Source organism: Kribbella qitaiheensis (assembly GCF_042657745.1).
In the GTDB taxonomy this organism is placed as follows: Bacteria; Actinomycetota; Actinomycetes; order Propionibacteriales; family Kribbellaceae; genus Kribbella; species Kribbella qitaiheensis.
Genome location: NZ_JBHSKE010000017.1, coordinates 16017 through 35398, shown reverse-complemented (window position 1 = coordinate 35398; position 19382 = coordinate 16017). Strand labels below are relative to the sequence as shown.

The following is a 19382-nucleotide window of genomic DNA, read 5'->3' as shown; positions in this document are numbered from 1 at the left end:
AAATCAAATCCACCATCCTCGGCGGACACGTCCTGCGCGCCCGCACCCCGACCGGCATCACCCAAGAGATCTACGCCCTGCTGGTCACCTACCAGCTCCTGCGCCAAGCCATGACCGATGCCACCGACACCCGCCCCGGCACCGACCCCGACCGAGCCAGCTTCACCACCGCCCTCAACGCCGCCCGCGACCAACTCATCCAAGCCACCGGCGTCATCGCCGACACCGTCATCGACCTCGTCGGCCAGATCGGCCGACTCGTCCTGGCCAACCTCCTCCCCACCCGCCGAACCCGCCTCGGCCCCCGCGCCGTCAAACGAGCCATGTCCAGATACCCCGCCAAAGGACCCAACATCAACCGCACCACCTACCAAGCCACCATCAGCATCGACATCCACAACCCACCGCCTTAACAACGCACCAAACCACCTAACTAACCGGCTTTGAGGCTAGTCCTGTGTCGGGCCAGCGCCTCGTCGGGGGAGCGGACCAGAACATAGGTTCGATTAATGTCATGATGTGGTCATGGTGGGTGTGAGGTCTCAGGACTTCGGTGACGGTTCTGCGTCAGGACATCGGTGACACTCGATGTGTCAGGACATCGGTGACGTTTCAGTGGTCTTGCCGTAGGCCGCGGGGCCGGCCGTTGCCGACGTAGGTCACTCCGGGTGCGGGTCTGGTGTGCTCGATGAGGATCTCGCCTTCGAGGTCGGCGACGGTGATCTTGTCGCCGTCGGTGATGACCAGGACCTGCTGGAAGCCGTATGGTCCGCCGACCATGTAGTGGACCCCTGCCAGCCAGAAGGAGCCGGCGCTTGTCAGCTTCTTCACGCGGGTGCCGGCGGGCAGATCGGTTGGTACCGGTGCAGGGCGTAGGCGTTTGGCGACCTGCTGGACGGACAAGGGCTGCTCGGGCTTGGGGCGAGGAGCCTCGGCTTTCTCGGTGGCCTGCCAAGCCACTTGGGGTGTGACGCGGCCCGGTAGGCCCTGGTGGGGGCGTTCGGTGTTGTAGATGCGGTCGAACGCATCGACCTGGGCCTGTAGTTCGGCCAGTGTGTCGGCGAGCGGCTGTTTGTCCAGGTAGCGGAACAGGGTCTGGTGGAAGCGTTCGTTCTTGCCCTGGGTGGTCGGCTTGTAGGGCTTGCCGGTGATCGCCTCGGTGCCCAGGCTCGAGACGTGCTCGACGAGCTGGCCTGTGAATCCGCGCCGTGAGGGGTTGAGTGCGAGCCCGTTGTCGGACAGCAGCCGCTGGGGCACCCCGTGCGCGGCCACTGCCTTGTCGAACACGGCGATCGCGGCCTGGGAGTTCTCGCTCGAAGCGACGTGGGAGGCAACCGCGTAGCGGGAGTGGTCATCGATGAGCTGGAAGATCACGCACTTGCGCCCGCCGGTCAGCACGTACTCGGTGGCGTCGAGTTGCCAGCACGCGTTCGGGGCGGGATACACGAACCGGCGCCACGCCGAGCGTGGCTTCTTCTTCGGCTCAAGACGAGCCACACCAGCCTGGCGGAAGATCCGGGCCAGCGACGCGATCGATGGCACCGGGGCCAGCCCCATCGCGTGCATCTTGTCGTGCACGCTGATCGGCCCGTGGTCCAGCCCGGACGCCTCCAACGCCGCCCGCACCTGCACCGCCTGCTCCTTGACCTCGTTGGTCAGCCTCGAGGGGCTCGACCTCGGACGCCGGGTCCGGGGCTCGAGCACCTCGGCCGGCCCCTCGACCTGAGCACGTCTGCGCAGCTCGTAGAACGACTTGCGGGAGATGCCGTGCTCGGCACAGAACGTCGAGACCGCGCCACGTGGAGCGTCATCTGGCCACTGCGCGATCGCGAGACGGACACGAGGATCGATGGGTTCATTGGCAGCCACCGCCCGAGCCTCGGGGCGGAAGTGTCACCACCAACGACCCTTGGAGTGTCACCGATGTCCTGACGCAGAACTGTCACCGATGTCTTGCGACATGACATGTGGTCATGGTGGGACGCTTTAACGTGCGACCGCCTCTACGCGCGGGTGAGCGATGACCACAACAGCGGACAGGACCCAGACCGCGAGACCCACCCAGTACAGGGCGCGGTTCGGCACCCCGAGAAACTGAATCGAGAGCCAGCTCCTTCTCTGCACTAAGGCAAAACGAGCTGTTGCGCCTAGGTGAGCGGTGCAGTGATGGGGGGCTCCCCGGGAACATGGGCATCATGTTCCCGCAACGTCACGATCGTTAACTGCCCGTCCTCAAGATTCCCGACAGAGTCCTTCAGTGAAGATCCGACTGGACCTCGGTCAGTCGATGCCTTCGACGATGCGGAAGTCGCGCTCGACGCCGTCGGAGAGGGCGACCAGCGCGTCCTGGTAGGCCGCACTCTCGCGCGCCGCGACGGCCTGCTCGAAGCTGTCGAACTCGATCAGGACGGTGCGCTCGGCGATTCCGGCGTCATGCGCCACGACCCGACCGCCACGGACGAGGACCCGACCGCCCCCGGCCTTCACGGCCGGCGCGGCCAGCTTGTTGTAAGCAGCCAACTTCTCAGGGTCTGAAATGGTGCGGTAGACGCTGACCCAGTAGCCCTTGGGCATGGAACCTCCAGTGTTGGGATGAGTGCATCTGACTTACAGGTTGGTCTCGGACGAGCGTCGGCGGGCGAGAGCGAGGCTTGTCAGCGTCGTGATCGCCATAGCGCCGATGCCGACCAGCGCCGCGGTGGTGTAGGCGCTGTCGTCGGGGAAGAGGTGGCCGGGGCCGGTGCCCGCGGCGAGGATCAGGCCGCCTATGGCGCTGCCCAGGGAGTACCCGACGCTACGGACGACGTAGTTGAAACTCATCGCGCTCGACGTCTCGCTCTTGGGGGTGACGGCCAGGATGACGCCGGGCATCGCGGCCGAGAAACCGCCGACACCTAAGCCGAGCACGCCCATCGCCGCGAACAGTTCGGCCAGGTCCGACCGGGCCGCCGCGAACAGGGCGAACCCGCCGCCGACCACGACGGCGCTGCCGGCCAGGAGCAGGGGGTCGGCGATCCGCGTCCGGACCCGCGGCGTGAGCTTGCCGGCGACGAACCCCAGCACCGAGAACGGGACGAGGACCAGCCCGGCGACGAAGGTCGTCAGCCCGAAGCCGTAGCCGGCACCGTGCGGCGTCTGCGCGTACCGGGTGATGAGCGTGAGCAGGAGGTACATGCCGATCCCGCCGACGAACATGGCGAGGTTCGCCCCGGCGACCGCAGGGTGCCGCACCGCCCGCACATCGACCAGAGGCGTCGTGCTGCGCAGCTCGATGACGGCCCAGACGCAGAGCAGCACCACCGCGACGACGACGAGGCCCGCCGCCACGGCGAGGTGCCGGCTCCACAGATTCCGTTCGCCGGCGAGGAACAGCACCAGGAGCAGCGCAGCGGCCAGGACGACCGCGCCTGCCACGTCCACGTGGGCGGAGCGGCCTTCGGGGGCTTCGGGCATGGAGCGCCACGCGGTCAGGAAGGCGACGGCGGTGACGAACAGACCGAAGCCGTAGGCGGCGCGCACCCCGCCGAACTCGGCGAGCAGCCCGGCGAGGGGGTAACCGACGCCGACCCCGATGATCGAGACCACCGAGATCAGGGCGATGGTGGCCGCGCTGCGCTTCTCGGGGAGATGGTCGCGGGCCACGCCCATCATCAGCGCCGTCAGACCGAGCCCCACACCTTGGGCAGCCCTGCCGACGAGCAGCCACGCGAACGGCAGCGGCAGCACGGTGAGCGCACTGCCAGCGACGACGACCGCCAGCGTGACGAGAATCGTGGCTCGCCGGTGGGGGCCTGCTCCGAGCCGGCCGAGGACAGGCGTGGCGACGGCGCCGCTCAGCAACGCGATGGTCAGCGTCCACTGCGCGCTGCCGAGCGAGACGTGGAACGTGGTCGCCACGCTGGTGATGAGCGGCGCCCCGAGGCTGGCGACTGCCGCCACGACCAGGGCGATGAACATCAGGGAGGGGACCAGCAGCCGCAGCTCGGACTGCTCCGGTGCAGCGCTCCGGGTCACTGCTTCGGCCCTTCGCGGTCCTGGCTTTCGAGCTCTGCCAGATGCTTCAGCGCCGGAAGGGCTGCCACCAGCGCCTCGACCTCGTCGCCGGTGAGCTCGCCGATCAACCGCTCGAACGCGTGGACGCCCGCCTGGCGCCGCGTCCGGACATAGGAGGCGCCGGCCTCGGTCAGGCACACCAGCGTGACCCGCTTGTCGGACGCGTCGCCCCACCGCTCGACCAGGCCGGACTCCTCCATCACCCGGACCAGGGCGGTCATCGCGGGCTGGGTGACGCCCTCGACCGCGGCCAGATCGGTAATGCGCCGCGGGCCGGTCCGGTCCAGGGTGGCCAGGGTGGCGGCGGACGTCAGGCTCATGTCCCGGGGCAGGCGTCTCGTGGCCCTGGTGGCCAGGCCGTAGAGGGCTGCCCCGATGGCGGCGGACGCGCCAGGAGCGGTGTCTTGACGACTCATGCTCGAAGCATAGCATTTTTATATTCATCGTTTATGGAAATGGTCGACTGGCGCGGGCGTCGCCTGCTCCCAACCGACGTCGACCAGCCACAACAGCCGGAACCAACGCAACAGATCTTGCGCATAGCTGCGCCCCGTCGCCGGGCTCGCATCCCACAGCGCGAGATCCCGCAGGTACCGACTCGCCGGATCGACCTCCCGACCCGCCGCGTCAACCACGAGCCACGGAAGCGACGACAGTTCGCCGGCGGCCACAGCGCCAACCCGCGGCAGCGCTACCCGACCCTCCAGCAGCTCACCGTACGAACGAAACTCCCCAGCAACCACGCCGCAGATCATCACGAACCCACTGCCCGCCGACCAAGCCGGAACGGTCGTTAGTGCAGTCAACTGACCACCACAACCATGGCAGAGCAAACGCCAACTCGACCCACGCTGACGACTTCACTTCCCGGATCAACCGCGGCAGTTGAGGATTCTGGGGAGGAGAGATCGAAGGTGGTCGCTGGGTCGTCGGCATCGGACGGCCAGCAGGCTGGACGGCCTGTGCAAGTGGCGGGCGAGCTACTGGAACAGGCGGGGTGTGGCGGACGGGTAGCCCATTAGTCCCCGCGCCCGACGTCTGACGGTTGCTGTGGGCATCGTTCATCCCGGCACGGTAACCACGGGCCAAGCCGCCGATCCAGGGATTTGCAGCTCGTGGCCGAGCTGGATCCGTGCGGCGGTGGATCAGTCAGGTACGAAGGGCGATGTACCGACTTGCCGTCCGCCGTGTGGCATCACTCGTGGCACAAAACGCCGGATATTCCTGGGGAATCTAGCGCCCGCTGCGGGCAACCGTGTTGCCAAAATCGCTGGTAGAGAGCAGATGCGACGCCGACGTTCCTTCTCGTAATGAGAAGGTCGTCGGTTCGATTCCGACAGGCGGCTCCACCCAAACCCCCGGGTCAGAGGCCACTTTCCTCGACAGCTTGAGCCGCGTCAAGCCAGGGTCTGGTAGTACCGCCCGCGGCCAGATGAGCGAGTCGAGTGTCGGTGGTTGTGATCCGCCACCAGATCCGCGACAGATGTCCGCCAACTGATGCGCGACAGGCTAGAAGAGTCTGCCGTCCACGTGTCGGAGCAACGCACGGATCTGCCGATCAGCGGACGGTTCGTAGCGGCTGACCGGTTGCGACCTTGACGGCGCGCAGGAGGCTCGACAGGCTCTCCGGGTGGGCCATCTTCAACTCTGCGAGATCGCTGGGCCGGAACCAGCGAAGATCGTCGTGCTCCTCGGGTGCGGCGTTGACAGGTTCCCCGTCCCAGCGCGTGACGAGGAACGCGTGCACGTCGAGGGTGGGGTCGCTGACCGTCATAGGAATGGGCAGGGGGTCGTGGACGTGGACACCGAGTTCTTCGAGGCATTCCCGACTGACGGCCTGGTGAGGCAACTCGCCTGACTCGACATGCCCGCCGGCGGAGAAGCTCCAGCAGTCGGGATACCACCGACGCGATGGATGGCGATGCACCAGGAGCACAAGACCGTCGCGCACAAGCACAGCGACTGAGATCGGAATCTGGGCGACCATGGCGACACACTAGACGCGAACGCACTCTCATGCCGCCGAGAATGGAGCGCGGTCATGCCGATGACAGCGCGTTGGCGTCGACCGAGGCTCGCCGGCCGCCGTACTGCGCAGACCTACGCGTTCAGCACGAAGATGAACTCCTCGATGCCGTCGTCGGATGCTGGCGCCTTCGCTTCCTGTAGGCGATCGCGCCGAAAGCCACACTTCTCCAGAACGCGGATCGAGCCGACGTTGTGCACCGCGACATGGGCGTACAGCGGCCGGATCGACACCTCGTCCACGAACCGGGCGAGCGCCTGCGTCGCGACGCCGCGGCCCCAGAACTCGCGTCCGACCCAGTAGCCGAGCAGACGCTGCCCATTCTCCTGCCAGCAGCCGATGTTTCCCGCCACCATGCCATCGGCAACGATGGTGCGCACAACCAAGGTGTCGTCGGCGCGGATTTTCGCCCAGTGCGCCGCGAACTGATCCTTGTCGCGAGCCGGAAACGCCGCCATCTCGACCGCCTGCGGATCCGCCTGGTAGTCAAAGAACACGTCGAGGTCCCGGTCTTCGACACTCCTGAGACGCACCGCGGGTGGCACGTCGTGGACCCCGGTCATGTCCAGTCACTCCTTCGCGGTAGGCCTCGGTCATTTGCGTCGACCACCGCGGGCGGGCACCCGAGACCGACCACCGCCAGGCACCCACCACCTCGACGGCCCGACTATTTCACCGACCACCGACAACATGGTTCCCGCAAACGTCCTGATCTGCCGCTGTCCGGTGCGCGCTCATGCCGATCACCGTCTGGCGAGCCATCTCCGCCTACTCGTCGGGCTCGTCGTCCAAGTGCGGCCCGTCCCAGGTGGACAGGCAGAAGGGATGGCCGGCCGGGTCGGCGTACACCAAGCAGTGGTCGGAGTTCGGCTGGAAGTCGAGCCGGGTGGCGCCAGCAGCGACTGCGCGGGCTCCGGTTGCTTCGAGGTCGTCGACGAAGAAGTCGAGGTGCATCTGCATGGGTACGTCGGCACCGGGCCACACCGGTGGGCAGAAATCGTCGACCTGCTGGAATGCGATGAAGCCGTTCGGCCCCGAGACGGTCGCCCAGTGCTCGCTCCCCTTCGTGACGCCGCCGGTGAGCTCGGCGTAGAAAATCGCAAGGGCGAGCGCATCGGGCGCGTTCACCGTGGTCACGCTGAGTCTGATCTCGTCGGACATCACTCGATCTCCATCGCTTCGTAAGCAGGGGACAACTCGTCCCAGCGCCGGCGCCACGCCGGTGCCGGAGTCTGCTCCGTCCAGCGCTCGGGGTGGGCCCCGGTGTCCTCTGCCAGCGACCGCCCCAGATCCTCCAGATGCGCCTGCCACCCGGCCCCGTGCAAGTACAACTTGTCCACCGGCAGTCCACGCTCCTCGACCACCAGCCTGGTCTGCGATCCCTCCTCGGTCAGCCATGCCTCCATCTGAGACTCATCGTCCGTGCCCGGCTCCATCGTGAGGAGCAGATGATGCGGTGCGTCGCACACCTCGACCCGGCCCGGACCGGTCCAGGTGCTGGTGAGGACAGCATGGATCGTGCCGCCCACCCGCAGGTCGCCGGAGACTTCAGCGATCCAGCGCGCGAGCCGCTCCGGTGTCGTACATGCCTCCCACAGGTCGTCGATGTCCGTGTCGTAGATGTCCTCGACACGCACCGCGCCGCGGGTCTCGTCAAGCGCCCGCATCGTCCCGATGATGTTCACGTTCGCGCCTTCTTCCCTCGAGCGATCTCTGTATGAAGGGCGTCGAGCCGGCTCTGCCAGAGCACGCGGTACTCCGCGAGCCACTCGTCCACCTCGATGAGCGCCTCCGGACGGAGGCGGTAGATCCGGCGCTGCGCCTCCCGGCGTACCTCGATCAGTCCGGCCTCACGCAGCACCCGCAGATGCCGGGACACGCCCGGACGGGCGATCGGGATCGCATCGGCCAGCTCTCCCGCGCTCGCCGGATGATCGCGCAGGATCTCCAGAAGCGTTCGCCGGCTCTGGTCCGCCAACGCGTGCAGCACCGCATCCATAGCCCTAACGTAACGGATCGGGTACGTATCCGCAAGGTTACATACGACTGACCGATGTGCGGGGTCCGACGGTGGGAGCCGCCCAGGCATTCTCCGGTGTCCTCAACCGATAGAACGCGGACGCGCGGCAGGGCGTCCGCTCATAGCCGCTGTCCGGGCAACCGAAAGCGCATGCGGAGCGCGGCTCAGACGCCTACCCTCGGTTGTGGCCCTGCCCTAGGCGGGTCGGTTCACCCCGACCGCCCGTCCTGCAGCATGGAGGGGGAGGCAGCCCGTTCGAGCCGCGCCAGGGTGGGCACAACGCACTCACATGCCGCTGATGGTGCGACGCGTCCTCTTGTGCCGGGAGGGATTGGCTGGGTCTGCCTCCCGGGGGAACTGAGTTTCAGGGCGGCCGGGTGCGGAGTGTGCTGGGTTCAGCACTGCAATCCATCCCATGACCATCGTGGAATGCTCAGACCCTCGGGGACATCGTCAGCAGACTCGTGGTAGCGCGACATGGTCGTTGTGGTGGCCCAGGCGAAGTAGTCGTGCAATACCTGTCGGAGCGGCTCGCCCGCTTCCAGCCCGACGTCCTGCATCGCCTGGTCGAAACACGCGATCGCGCGGCGGTCCATCTCCTCGTGCGGGCCGTTGCCGCTGTGGATCCGCACGACCGAGGTTTCGTCTCCATAGGTATCGGAGTAGGTGGTGGGGCCTCCGAGGGCCTCGGCCCAGTACGCGGCCAGTCGCTCGTTGTGCTGCGGATGGAATCCGTGGCTGAACGCGTGGCTGACTATCTCGTCGGCCATCACCCTGGAGTGCCACGCCCCGGCCAGGCGGAGCAGGCCCTCGCTCCCGCCTGCGGCCTCATACACGCTCTGCATATCTGCAGAATGCCAGTGCGCGGGGCCACAGACTGGACCATTCCAGGGTCTTCCGCTTCGGCGATTCACCTGCGGCACCGGCCCGGTGCGCCGAGCACAAGGCCAGACCATCTTCGGGCAAATCCAACGACGGGCCCCAACGCACGCACATGACGCCGACAATGCGCTCAACTCGCTCGAGCTCGGCAAACGGCGAGGACGGGCACAGCTACTTCGAGCCGGGCAATCCCCTCTCGGGCCACGTCTCACCACGGCGCCCGGCGAGACCGCATGCCAGATGAGAGCCACACCCTCAAGGCGGGCAGCCGCTGTCATGAGAGCGTCGCGCCGAGCACCTCGACAACAGCCTGGCCCGGCCGCCGCCGTTCAAGAAGTCAACTAGTAGCCGCATTCCGCTCATGGCCGATGTCCGTGCGCACCGGACGCCAGTCGAGAGCAGGACGATCGACAGCGGCTCGCTGCGTCACATCGCCCACAAAGATGCAGAACGGCCCTTGCGTCGCTCCCGGACGCTGCGGCGGTGCTAGCCGATGGTTGTTGCCAGCTCCTGATAGGGAGGGACGAGCTCGTCCCACCGCGCCTCGGTGTCGCTGGGCTCGCGCCCGGCGAGGTAGGTGGCCAGATTTTCGGCGTGGATCTGCCACCCGGCCCCGTAGAAGGCAATCTTGTCCAAGGGCATGCCGTGGGTCTCGATGACCAGGATGGTCTGGCCTCCGTCGGCGGTCAGCGTTGCCTCGAGGGTCTGGTCGAAGGGCGGCACGCCACCACCTTGCCGCCAGGACTCGTCGGTTTCCCTGGTCACCACCTGCAGGCGCCGCGGGGGTTCGCACACCTCGACCCGCCCGACCCCGTGCAAGCCAGCGGCTTCGAGGTACACGTTGAACCGCCCGTCGCGGCGGAGGTCACCCTCGACCTCGCCGTACCAGCGGGCTAGACGGCGCGGATCGGTGAGGGCGGACCACAGGTCGTCGATATCGGTGTCGTAGCGGTCCTCGATGCGTACGACGCCCGTGCCATCGGCTGATCGTAGCGTGCCCAGGACGCGGGTACGGCGACCTGCGTTGTCGGTCATCCGGTGCTCCTGCGTGCTCTTGGTCATCTGGTGCTCCTCCGTTCGTGCTTTCCTCGGGCGACCTCGGTGTGCAGGGCGTCCAGCCGCTGCTCCCACAAGGCCCGGTATCGACCCAGCCATTCATCGACCTCGGCGAGAGGCTGCGGGCGGAGGCTGTAGATGCGCCGCTGCGCCTGCTGGCGAACCTCGACCAGACCCGCCTCACGCAGCACCCGCAGGTGCCGGGACACGCCCGGGCGGGCAATCGGAAGTAGGGCCGCCAGTTCACCCGCGGTCGCTTCCCCGTTGGCCAACGCCTCTAGCACCGTGCGCCGGCTCTCGTCCGCCAGTGCCCGCAATACTGCTTCCACTCGATCAACGTATCGCAGTGGTTACGTAACCGTCAAGGTACGTAAGCGTTCAGGTTCGCTTCGAGCGCTGAACCTCTCCCACCGCACGCCTGCAACCACCCCATGACGCGCCCGGCAGATGGGCACGAACCAACGCACGCACACGCCGCTCATGCCGAGGAGCGCTAATCGATGATGAGGGATGTGAAGGCGATCGATCGCGCCGAGTCAAGGACGTCGCCTCGCCGAGTTGGGGACCCTTGACCGTCAACGTCCCAAGCCGTCATGCACGCAATTCGAAGCTGCTGCGCGTGCGAGTCCTCTTGGCGCTCCGCTCGGCTGCGAGGTGATCTGAGCGTCGCATGGGCTGTCCGGGACAGGTGTCGCCACTGCTAGCGTCGGTCCGCTGTAGCTCAGGAACGGTGGATCTGGGTTGCGGTTACGAGGGCCGGGCCTATGAGTTCGTGAGCGAGAGGAGGGAGCTCCTCAAGCCTGAACCACTGGATCTGGTCATGTTCGTCGCGAGCGATGCTCGTCGGCGTTCCTTTCCAGTCCCCAACAAGCCATGCGCTCAGGAGTACTGGCTCTCCTCCGCGGCCTGCCTCTAGTCGGCACAGAAGAGACACTGAGCCTGGGGCTATCTCGACGCCGAGTTCCTCGTGCAGCTCCCTCACCAGCGCGGTCAGTTCTGACTCGCCAGTCTCAACGTGTCCACCGGGTAGGTCCCACACGTTCGGGTATGCGCGGCGGTCTGGACTCCGATGCACGAGTAGGACCTGACCTTCACGGACCAGTGCTCCGACTACGACCTGATGCATTGAGGGATTAGAGCACGACGATCCGACAGGGGACATCCGCACCTGCCGCGAACCGCGACAGCGTGCCGATGAGCTGGCGCGCTGGGGAAGGCCTGCGACTATCCTGCGCACATGGCGGACGATGGCCTTCGACCTGCACCACACCGATGATGGACCGCTGCGCCGTCGTAGGGCGACAGGCCTGATCGTGGGGCTCATCGCCGCTTGCATCGTTGCCGCCGCCACCACCGCAATGTGACGTTGTCGCGGTCGAACGAGCCGCCGAAAACCGCGAACAGGGCACGGCGACAGCGGTGCTGCCTCTGGAGCCTCTCATCATCGTGCCCGGCCAGCCAACGACCGCAATTGCCGCGAAGAGTGAAACGCGACCGTGCTGATGTCAGATCACTTGAGTTGGCCGACCGGTTAGCACGATCGGATCACCCGGAGTAACTCGTCTCCGGTAGCGACCAATGCCACGGCCTGATTGAGGCCCTCTGGCAAGTGGATGCGTTGAGCTTCGTCGGTGAGGCACGTCGGACAGTCGACGGGCATGATCACCCAGCGAGCCGCCCGCGCTCCTTCAACGAGGAGCTGCCACGGCTTCTGCCCGGTGATGTGGTTGGCCATCATGCCGTCGCCGTGGAGGTAGACGACTGCCGAGCCGTCGCCATACTCCACGAGCAGGAAGGAATGCTCGGGCTCCTCGCCCACGACGAAAGGATCGAGCACCTGCCGCATTAGTTCACCGCCGCCGGGCTCCGCGTCACCGTGTTTGAACCGCTGGAAGAAGACATCGAAGGACACAGGCACACGGTGCCACGGTGGATGTCGAGAGCGCACGGATCTGCCGCACGCAGGGCGGCGCAGCGTGGCCGCTCATGCCGCCTGAGGTCAGTAGCCTTGCCTTCATGTCGACCAAGTCGGAGCGACGGGCCGCACGCGAGGTGGTTGCGGCGTATCACGAGGCGCGTTTGGGTGAGCTTGTCGGGCATGTAGGGGAAGCGCTGGATCGCTTTCGCGCCGGCGATCTGGACGCGTTCGCCACCGATCAGGTCATCTTCCAGTACAGCCGTGCCGCGAACGAACTGTGGAAGTTCTGCAACCTCTCCGACGTCGTGTTCACCGCGCAGGTAGTTGCCGAGCGGGCACCGACGGACTGGTGGGAGCGGGGAGCGCCGCAGCGAAGATGAGTCGGTGACGCAGGTAGCGATGAGGCCGGCTCGATCTGCCGCGATCAGCGCGGTCATGCCGATGTGTGCGCAGGTGCTGTCGATCCCGCGCCACCGGTAGGTGCTTGGCAGAGCGTTCTGGGTGTCAGTCGTCCGGGCCAAGGACGTCTGCTGCTGGGTGCATTGATTGCAGCGGCGAGAGGTCGCCGTCGCTGACCTTGGTGCCACGTATGCGGAAGTCTTTCAGGCGACGGCCGATGGGACCGGTCAGCGGAGCGAGCGAAGCGATCGCGCCGCCGAAGGTGATGCGGATCTGTCTGAGTTCGGGGAGGTCGGCCAGGTCGGCCAGATCCAACGTGACCTCGCCGGTGATGCGCTGATCGCCGATGATCCACAGGTGCTGAAGCCTGCTCGCGTCAGCCAGCGGCGCCAGGCCTGTCGCCCGCAGGGCGAGCAGTTCGACGTACTCCAGCCGTGGACAGTGCTGCAGACCCTCGAGCGACACGAGCTGGCGGGTTGCCTCCACCTTTAGTCGTCGAAGGCCCGGTTGATCGCCGAGGAACGTGAAGTCCGTGCCACGCCAGCCCCACACGTGGAACTCATCCAAGCCGACCGCGGCCACCCGCTCCAGGCCCGGTCGGCTGTCCAGGCCAATCTTCGAGACCGTCGAACCGGACAGGTCCGGCAGCCCCTTCTTGCACCGCGTCAGAAGGCACACCTCGCGGACTCCAGGTATCAGCAAGGCCGCGGTGTCGTCGGCAACAGGTCCGGTGACCTCGACGTAGCGCAAACCTGGAAGGTCGCGAAGGAATTCGAGATCGGGCAACCTAGCGTTCCGCGCGACGCGGAGGTTGACACCGTCATGTCCGCCGGCAACGTACGCGACGTGGACAGCCGGCCGATCGATGACGCCGTCTACATCGACGCTGAGCACGTCGTAGTTGAACCTCACCCGTCATCCACCTGCCTTCGCTGCCCAGTCGAACGCCGAGCGCAACGCGCGATGCTATGCGGAAGGTAGTCCAGCGCACACTGCCACGAGCCCACGCTGTCATGCCGATGTGCGGGCGACGGCTATTGGTTCGCGGCGGCCAATGGAGCGACCGTCGGCTCGACTTGAGGTGTGCGACTCGCTGCTCACTCGTGACCTCGATCATCTGTCGGTCAGGATCGCCGCCCTAGCCCTAAGGCCCTCAAGCACGGCAGCACTCGGCGCACCAGCCACAGCAAGCCTCCGAACGGCCCACCGGCAGAACTCGATGGCGCTTACAACCTCCGGCTGAGCCATGATCTCGGCTACTTCTTCGTCCTCGACATCGCCCCTGCCGACCTGCCAAAATCCGAACAGCTCCTCGGATGTACGACCCAAGACCGGCTCTAGCGCATACTCGATTGACATGCCTGGCTCGAACGTCGCATCCACGACCGTTCGAAGCGCAGCGTCAGCGCAGATCCAAGAACTCTGCGCAACGACATTCTCCGGGAGCGATCGACCAAGTTCGTCGAGCAATGCACTGGCTCGGTCAACAGGCAAACACCCCATGCAGAACGAGTAAGCAGCCTCCTGGGCCCGTTGCAGCACTGTGCACATCGCGCCGTGTTGCTCGGTCCACCGGCCCACGGACTCCAGGTGCGCTGACGAGGCTGCCCAGAACACCGCAGCCTGAGACTGCCGGCGCAGATCATTGATCAACGCCGCGATCTGCTCCAACTCACGATCAAGAACAGTCATCCTTCGACCACCACGCGCTCATTCTGCCTGAGCACGCCGCAGCGGCCACCCGCCGTGCCGCATGGACCGCGACGGAACACCATTGCCGCGAGCCGCGCGGATGCGGGTAGACGACGCCCTGGATAACATCCGCAACTGCCGCGTTGAGGGCGGCTACGATCGCCCGGAGCAACCGCGATCCGCGCGCTCATGCCGAGATCCGGTAAACGGGTCGGGGCTGAAGTGCCGACGAGCCGTCGTGTTGCGCGCGAGCCCTGGGATGGCACACTCTCGCCCGTGGTGGCTGCCGTGCACTATTTCGCGACTGGGGGTGACCAGGGCGCGCTCCTCGACTACTTGGGCGAGCCGACCGCCGTCACGCTGCACCCGTGGCCGATTGTTCGGTCGCCCCTCGACGTGCTGTCGCGGTCCGAGGCGCTTGCCATCCAACAGGTGATGGCGGTCCACCAGGCGCTGGGGCCACCAGTTGCGATTCGCCCCGGGGATCGAGCCATGGAGGAGAGCACCAAGTCGGGCATCTTCAATCGGATGAACTGGGATCGCCTGCGCCGGGACTCGAGCGAAGGGCTCGTCGACTCGAATGCCTCTCCGGTCCTCCTCTGGCAGCCAGGGGCTGCGTCAGGAGGGCTTCTGTCAACGAGCAGCATCGGGTCACAAGCCGATGCGATGGCTGCCATATCCACGGAGTACGAGAAGTGGGTGAAACGAGCCATGGCTTGGGTGCGACGCAGGGGCACACGCGTCTGGGGCTGGAGCGGCAGGATGTGCGCCCCGACCTCGACATCCAGCTTCACTTCGTCAACAACGTATATGCGCTGCCCGAGGCGCTAGTGTCGCCTGCAGAACGGAGTTATTGGTCGGCGCTGAGACGGACAACCGCTTCTGCACCTGGTAGTGAATCGCGCTCATGCCGAGATCAGGGCGTTGGGCTGCATGTCCAAGAAGCGCCAAGATGCCGCTAGCAGGAGCCTGTATGGATGTCGAGTGGACAATTGCGATTCCCCGGTCAGGTCGGCCGGTCCCTTCGCCGACGCGCTCGGACGCCGAGGCATACGGCAACCGGGTAAGGCAGTTCGTGAAGCAACGCTGGAGCTACTCCGAAGTCTGGAAGGTGGGGACGGCGTATCCGACCCTCACGCTCTCGATCAGTGACGAACTGGCGGTAGTTCATCGCTTCGTCGATGCAGAGGCATGTTTCCTCCTGGACGGTGAAGACGTCGTTCCCAGGGACAAGTCGCGCGACTTTCCGATCCAGGACGACGTTGTGTCGTTTACCGGTGACTTCATCTCAACATCAGCTCGCGCCGCAGGCATCATCGACGCGTTCGCGCGTGGCGCCGACGCCGATGATCTGGGTTCTTGGTCTGGCCTTTGACGGCCGATGCCCGGACATGCCGCGACCCGCGGGCAGCCGATGAGCGTGTGCTGGTCTCATGGGCGAAATAGCGACTTGTGACTCTCGCATAGCTTCTGGCCGTGTGTGTTCAGCACCAGTGGTCGTGCGCCGCAAATTTCGCACCGCAACTCCGGGCGAGGTGGTGTGCTTGGTGTCCATCGCTTCCGAGGCCGGAGATGTGGAAGGCCGTGCTCCAGCGATAGCGCCTTGCGTTCGCCATAGTCGAAGTCGATCCAGACTGTCGGCACGCCCTCGTAGTCGCCCATGTGGCCGACAATCCCAGTACCGAAAGCTCCGTGGGTGACGGATGCACCTTCGACCAGCCAGGCAAGCACATCTCCCTCAGGCGTCATGTCGGCAAGGATCCCCGCAGTGGGCACGCGCAGAACGTCCGCACATGCGCAATCCACGCGCTCACGTCGATGTGCGACCGCTTCACTCACGGGCAAGCCTCACCCGTCACGGACGGGCGAAGGACCAGACAGGCCGCACCGTGGTCTCGCTCCCCGTCAGATGCAGCTCGGCCAGCAGCTGACGTAGAACGTCGTCCACGTAGGACAGCCCCTCAGATTCCGTACGCCAGACTTCGGCGACGGCGAGCCCATCGCCTTCGGGGTAGACCACGTGCGACATGAGTCCAGGCGGCGGCCCACCTGCCGTCGACATGGCCTGGCCCACCCGGGCGTCGAGTTCGTCGAACTGATCGCGGGTAGCGGAGGTCACCGACAGTTGCAGCAGAACGGCCACGGAACGCATTCTCGTCATGACCGGGCCAACCGGGTAGGGGCGCAGAACGTTCGGATCTGCCGCTGTCGTGTTGCTTGGCACCGGGCAGGCCAACTGCGGGCGCATCGTGTGCGATCGGTTCTCGATCCCAAGCCTTCACCCTGAGTGCGGCGGCACCGGCCAAGGTCCGCAAGGGGGTCGATGGACGCCGCCGGAGGGTCTCTGTCCTACGGTTCAGGTCAGCGTTCTCACGAAACTGGCCATGCCAGCCGGAGGCAGTAGCTCGGTCAAGGCGCCCTTGACCGTTCGAAGGAAGTCGGGACGCAATCCGTCCTCGTCCCACACGTCGCGGTCGAAGTCGCCCAGGAGGACCGATTCGAACCGGGTCAGTGCCTCGAGGAAGGTCGTCACTGTTGGAGCGACCCGATCCGCCCTCCATGCGCCAGCACCATGCGGGGCAAAGTAGATAGGGACCGCCGGCCCATCCACGTCCGCGATGAACGGGTCACCGACGATGGCCGCGATCACGACCCAGTTCGACGGCCACGTCGGCAACCTCCGTCTCTGTGGGCCCGTCCACCGGTAGCCATCCTGGGCAGTGTCCAGTTCCCTGATCGAGAACAAGAACAGTTCCTCGACGACCCACGGAACGGAGCTGCTCGGCACGGGCCCACCTTGTGTGTACAGGAGTTCCAAGACCGCCGGCAGGTTCAGTTCAGAAACAACATCAGCCACCGAGACCGCCGGGATGCGCTCAGTCCGGAAGGGAACAGCGTGGGAATTGAGGACCTGCTGAAGGGCGTCAAACCCGGATTGGGTGCCATGGCCGCGCACCCCTACCGGCTCCCCAACAGGTCCAGCCGCGGAGTCACCCTGCGCTGCGCTATGTGGACCTCCGTCGCAGCGTCGAGTACATCCCAAGACTCCATGGCGATGAGTATGCCGTCGCAGCGAGCCGGGGAAAGACCTGGAGGCCGCGAATCGTTTTCAGGAACGCGTCCCTCCGGTCCGTCGGTGACCCGGCGGCGGATAGTCCCCCATGCTGCAATGCCGAGCTCAGCAGTCCTCTAGAAGGTCTTGCGCGAGTCCATCACCATCGGCGCTTCGCGGTACCGCCCGATCAGCTCGCGAACTCCAGGCGCCGGCATGAAACGGAATGCTCGCACATGCCGCGATCCGCGTAGTCATGCCGATGTGCGCGAGTCGGTCACCTCCGAGTGTCAGCTTGTGCGAGGTAGTCGACTTGGGCCGCGACCGGCGGGTCAACCGAGTCGGCGTTTCATTTTTTCTTCGCAGCGGACACGTCGACGCAGACGATTCCCTTGTTGCCGTCCTGGTCGGCGATCACGGTGAGCGAGGGCGCGTTGCTGTCATCGACGACGGTCCCACCCGCGGCGACGGCGGCGGCGATCCGTTGCTCGGCCACTTCGGGCGCCACATAGACCTCGATGTGGAACCGCTGACGCGGGGTCTCGTGCTCGTCGGCGTCCCCGAACCACAGATTCGGTACCCGTGCCGTGGCGTCTCGGATTTCGTCGCTGGGGGTTCCGCGGCCCTGGGCCTCAGCGCTCCCGGTCAGTAGGACGGCCCACACCGGGGCGATGGTCGCAGAGTGCGCCGTGTCGAGGCCGAGCTCGATGTCGCTGACCGACGCTGGGTCGGCGTCGAACTGGTGGTCGGCGGCGATCTCGGTGATCCGTCGCGCGAGGTCGACGTCCTGCTGGGTCACCCATTCGACGACGTGTTCGGTGCCCTCGTCGTCGCGGTAGATGGCGTCGTCGGTGACCAGCTTGAGGTCGACGTACCCATTGCCGATCGACACGCGCGGGTGGTGGCCGAGCGCGTCGCCCGCCTCGCCCACCGCGGCGACGAACCGTGCGCCGGCGCCGAAGTCGTCGACCACGTACCGGGCGTGCAGTCCCTGGGCGAGCTTCCGCCAGTCGGTCAGGTTGGCCTCGACGATCTGTTCGCCCTTAAGCATGTCCATACACGGGAACCCTAGCGGATTCAGCCGCAGCGCCCGAGCTCATCGCTTCACCTATCCTGCCCGGCCACGTAGATGTCCGATACGTTCTCGCTGGCTGCTGAGCCGACCCAACGGTCGACGCGAACGAACAACCGGATCTGCCGCAGATAGTGATGGTGCGGACCCTGCCGAGATCAGCGCGGATAAGGCGCTGATCGAGCGGCGAGATACAGGCTTGGCGACGTCGCGAAGACGAAGACGCGCCCTTCAGGAGAGAACCCACACGCTCGGAATTCTCCGTCGTCAGCGATCGCGATCTCGGTGCCCTCGGGACCGACCAGGCTTGCTCCGGCAAGCACGCGCCGGCATGTCCACCCGTCCTTCGTGGTGTCTGGGAGATCGCCGCCCGATAGCCCCGCGACCGGAACTCGAGATTGCCGTCGGGGACGACCTGTCGATCACCTGGGACACGATCGACGTAGCGGTGACGCCCAAGGCGTGGGTCGAATGGCCGCTCACGTGGCGTTCTCAGCCACTGCCCGCACTCGCATCGGTCATTGGCCTGCCTCTCGAGGAAGTCGCGGCCACGTCGTTTCTGCTCACAACGCGGAACGTGGATCACCCGAACGACACCAATAGCGTCTGGCTCACCAACGGACTGTGGCTCGGCACCCGGTCCACCGGGTTGCACATGCGCTCGATGAGAACGGTGTGGAATCCACGCCGCCACGCCGGCCACGACTGGCGCCCAGTCTGAACGTCCGGATTTGCCGCGATCCGTGCTTTCGACAGTCGCAGATCGCTTGGCTGACGAGTGTCGCGCATCACCCGACGGAGGACAGCGCTGTTCAACCTAACGATTGTCGCCGCTACCGCCGAGCATCGCTCGTTTCTGCCTGTCAGCAAGCTTCGCAATGTTGAGTTGAGCAACATCCTCAAGCGGGACACCAAAGTAGTCCGCAATAACAGCGACATACCACAGCGTGTCACCGAGTTCTTTCTTAAGATCCTCGATGTCCCACTGAGAAAAGTCGCTATCTTTGTCGCGCACGATCTTCTTGGCTTTTTCGGCGATCTCACCTGTTTCACCTACAAGCCCGAGCAGAAGGTGGAACAGCTCGTTATATTTCTCCTTTGGTGCAGCTGTGCGAAGGGCTGCCTGTTGATAATCGTTCATATCCATGGCGTAACTATAGGTCGAGCGAACGAGGACCGCCGACGGCCGATCAGCAACCTTGAATCTCAAGG

General features: G+C 65.7%; 23 protein-coding genes and 1 pseudogene. 3 read left to right on the top strand and 21 right to left on the bottom strand.

What is annotated here, in order from left to right:
• Nucleotides 1-413: pseudogene (locus ACFPJ1_RS15710) on the top strand (hypothetical protein); the annotation flags it as partial.
• 199 nt (nt 414-612) lie between these two features.
• Here ACFPJ1_RS15710 and ACFPJ1_RS15705 read toward each other — a convergent pair.
• The 15 genes from ACFPJ1_RS15705 to ACFPJ1_RS15635 form a co-directional block, all read right to left on the bottom strand.
• Nucleotides 613-1869 (bottom strand): integrase core domain-containing protein, encoded by a 1257-nt coding sequence (locus tag ACFPJ1_RS15705; protein ID WP_465261073.1) that lies wholly within the window; start codon nt 1867-1869, stop codon nt 613-615.
• Between the two features lie 411 nt (nt 1870-2280).
• Nucleotides 2281-2574 (bottom strand): DUF1330 domain-containing protein, encoded by a 294-nt coding sequence (locus ACFPJ1_RS15700; RefSeq protein ID WP_380104415.1) that lies wholly within the window; start codon nt 2572-2574, stop codon nt 2281-2283.
• A gap of 33 nt (nt 2575-2607) precedes the next feature.
• Entirely contained in the window at nt 2608-4014 is a 1407-nt protein-coding gene (locus tag ACFPJ1_RS15695) for an MFS transporter (RefSeq protein ID WP_380104413.1), read from the bottom strand.
• Nucleotides 4011-4469: a MarR family winged helix-turn-helix transcriptional regulator gene (locus ACFPJ1_RS15690; protein WP_380104411.1), complete on the bottom strand. Its 459-nt coding sequence runs from the start codon at nt 4467-4469 to the stop codon at nt 4011-4013. The genes ACFPJ1_RS15695 and ACFPJ1_RS15690 overlap by 4 nt, the downstream gene beginning before the upstream one ends.
• Nucleotides 4470-4493: 24 nt before the next feature.
• The gene (locus ACFPJ1_RS15685) at nt 4494-4859 is read right to left on the bottom strand and encodes a hypothetical protein (protein ID WP_380104410.1); all 366 of its coding nucleotides are present in this window, start codon (nt 4857-4859) and stop codon (nt 4494-4496) included.
• 752 nt (nt 4860-5611) lie between these two features.
• A complete protein-coding gene (locus ACFPJ1_RS15680; protein ID WP_380104408.1) occupies nt 5612-6040 on the bottom strand; it encodes an NUDIX domain-containing protein in 429 nt (142 codons plus the stop codon).
• 113 nt (nt 6041-6153) lie between these two features.
• Nucleotides 6154-6642, bottom strand: a complete 489-nt coding sequence (locus ACFPJ1_RS15675; RefSeq protein ID WP_380104406.1) for a GNAT family N-acetyltransferase — start codon at nt 6640-6642, stop codon at nt 6154-6156.
• Between the two features lie 205 nt (nt 6643-6847).
• On the bottom strand, nt 6848-7240 hold the full coding sequence (locus tag ACFPJ1_RS15670; RefSeq protein ID WP_380104404.1) for a VOC family protein: 393 nt from the start codon (nt 7238-7240) through the stop codon (nt 6848-6850).
• A complete protein-coding gene (locus tag ACFPJ1_RS15665; protein ID WP_380104402.1) occupies nt 7240-7764 on the bottom strand; it encodes an SRPBCC family protein in 525 nt (174 codons plus the stop codon). The genes ACFPJ1_RS15670 and ACFPJ1_RS15665 overlap by 1 nt, the downstream gene beginning before the upstream one ends.
• Nucleotides 7761-8078 (bottom strand): ArsR/SmtB family transcription factor, encoded by a 318-nt coding sequence (locus ACFPJ1_RS15660; RefSeq protein WP_380104400.1) that lies wholly within the window; start codon nt 8076-8078, stop codon nt 7761-7763. Before ACFPJ1_RS15660 ends, ACFPJ1_RS15665 begins: the two co-directional genes overlap by 4 nt.
• Before the next feature lie 416 nt (nt 8079-8494).
• On the bottom strand, nt 8495-8944 hold the full coding sequence (locus ACFPJ1_RS15655) for a group II truncated hemoglobin (RefSeq protein ID WP_380104398.1): 450 nt from the start codon (nt 8942-8944) through the stop codon (nt 8495-8497).
• A 523-nt stretch (nt 8945-9467) separates the two neighbouring features.
• On the bottom strand, nt 9468-10043 hold the full coding sequence (locus tag ACFPJ1_RS15650; protein ID WP_380104396.1) for an SRPBCC domain-containing protein: 576 nt from the start codon (nt 10041-10043) through the stop codon (nt 9468-9470).
• Nucleotides 10040-10366, bottom strand: coding sequence for an ArsR/SmtB family transcription factor (locus ACFPJ1_RS15645; RefSeq protein ID WP_380104395.1), 327 nt, complete (start codon nt 10364-10366; stop codon nt 10040-10042). The genes ACFPJ1_RS15650 and ACFPJ1_RS15645 overlap by 4 nt, the downstream gene beginning before the upstream one ends.
• Before the next feature lie 392 nt (nt 10367-10758).
• The gene (locus ACFPJ1_RS15640) at nt 10759-11163 is read right to left on the bottom strand and encodes an NUDIX domain-containing protein (protein WP_380104394.1); all 405 of its coding nucleotides are present in this window, start codon (nt 11161-11163) and stop codon (nt 10759-10761) included.
• Nucleotides 11164-11568: 405 nt separating this feature from the next.
• A complete protein-coding gene (locus tag ACFPJ1_RS15635; protein ID WP_380104392.1) occupies nt 11569-11949 on the bottom strand; it encodes a hypothetical protein in 381 nt (126 codons plus the stop codon).
• 17 nt (nt 11950-11966) lie between these two features.
• On the opposite strand from ACFPJ1_RS15635, the gene ACFPJ1_RS15630 reads away from it, so the two are divergent.
• Nucleotides 11967-12335, top strand: a complete 369-nt coding sequence (locus ACFPJ1_RS15630; RefSeq protein WP_380104391.1) for a hypothetical protein — start codon at nt 11967-11969, stop codon at nt 12333-12335.
• 124 nt (nt 12336-12459) lie between these two features.
• Here ACFPJ1_RS15630 and ACFPJ1_RS15625 read toward each other — a convergent pair whose 3' ends face one another.
• Together ACFPJ1_RS15625 and ACFPJ1_RS15620 are read right to left on the bottom strand one after the other, a co-directional pair.
• Complete coding sequence (locus ACFPJ1_RS15625; protein ID WP_380104389.1) at nt 12460-13266, bottom strand: hypothetical protein; 807 nt, start codon at nt 13264-13266, stop codon at nt 12460-12462.
• A 201-nt stretch (nt 13267-13467) separates the two neighbouring features.
• A complete protein-coding gene (locus ACFPJ1_RS15620; RefSeq protein ID WP_380104388.1) occupies nt 13468-14046 on the bottom strand; it encodes a hypothetical protein in 579 nt (192 codons plus the stop codon).
• A gap of 973 nt (nt 14047-15019) precedes the next feature.
• Here ACFPJ1_RS15620 and ACFPJ1_RS15615 point away from each other — a divergent pair.
• The gene (locus ACFPJ1_RS15615; protein ID WP_380104386.1) at nt 15020-15421 is read left to right on the top strand and encodes a hypothetical protein; all 402 of its coding nucleotides are present in this window, start codon (nt 15020-15022) and stop codon (nt 15419-15421) included.
• Between the two features lie 480 nt (nt 15422-15901).
• On the opposite strand, the gene ACFPJ1_RS15610 is transcribed toward ACFPJ1_RS15615, so the two are convergent.
• From ACFPJ1_RS15610 to ACFPJ1_RS15595, 4 genes are all read right to left on the bottom strand, one after another.
• Complete coding sequence (locus tag ACFPJ1_RS15610; protein WP_380104385.1) at nt 15902-16189, bottom strand: hypothetical protein; 288 nt, start codon at nt 16187-16189, stop codon at nt 15902-15904.
• Nucleotides 16190-16402: 213 nt separating this feature from the next.
• The gene (locus ACFPJ1_RS15605; RefSeq protein WP_380104383.1) at nt 16403-17002 is read right to left on the bottom strand and encodes an SMI1/KNR4 family protein; all 600 of its coding nucleotides are present in this window, start codon (nt 17000-17002) and stop codon (nt 16403-16405) included.
• A gap of 445 nt (nt 17003-17447) precedes the next feature.
• Nucleotides 17448-18155: a VOC family protein gene (locus tag ACFPJ1_RS15600; protein ID WP_380104381.1), complete on the bottom strand. Its 708-nt coding sequence runs from the start codon at nt 18153-18155 to the stop codon at nt 17448-17450.
• An 832-nt stretch (nt 18156-18987) separates the two neighbouring features.
• The gene (locus tag ACFPJ1_RS15595) at nt 18988-19317 is read right to left on the bottom strand and encodes a nucleoside triphosphate pyrophosphohydrolase family protein (protein WP_380104379.1); all 330 of its coding nucleotides are present in this window, start codon (nt 19315-19317) and stop codon (nt 18988-18990) included.
• Nucleotides 19318-19382: the final 65 nt, after the last annotated feature.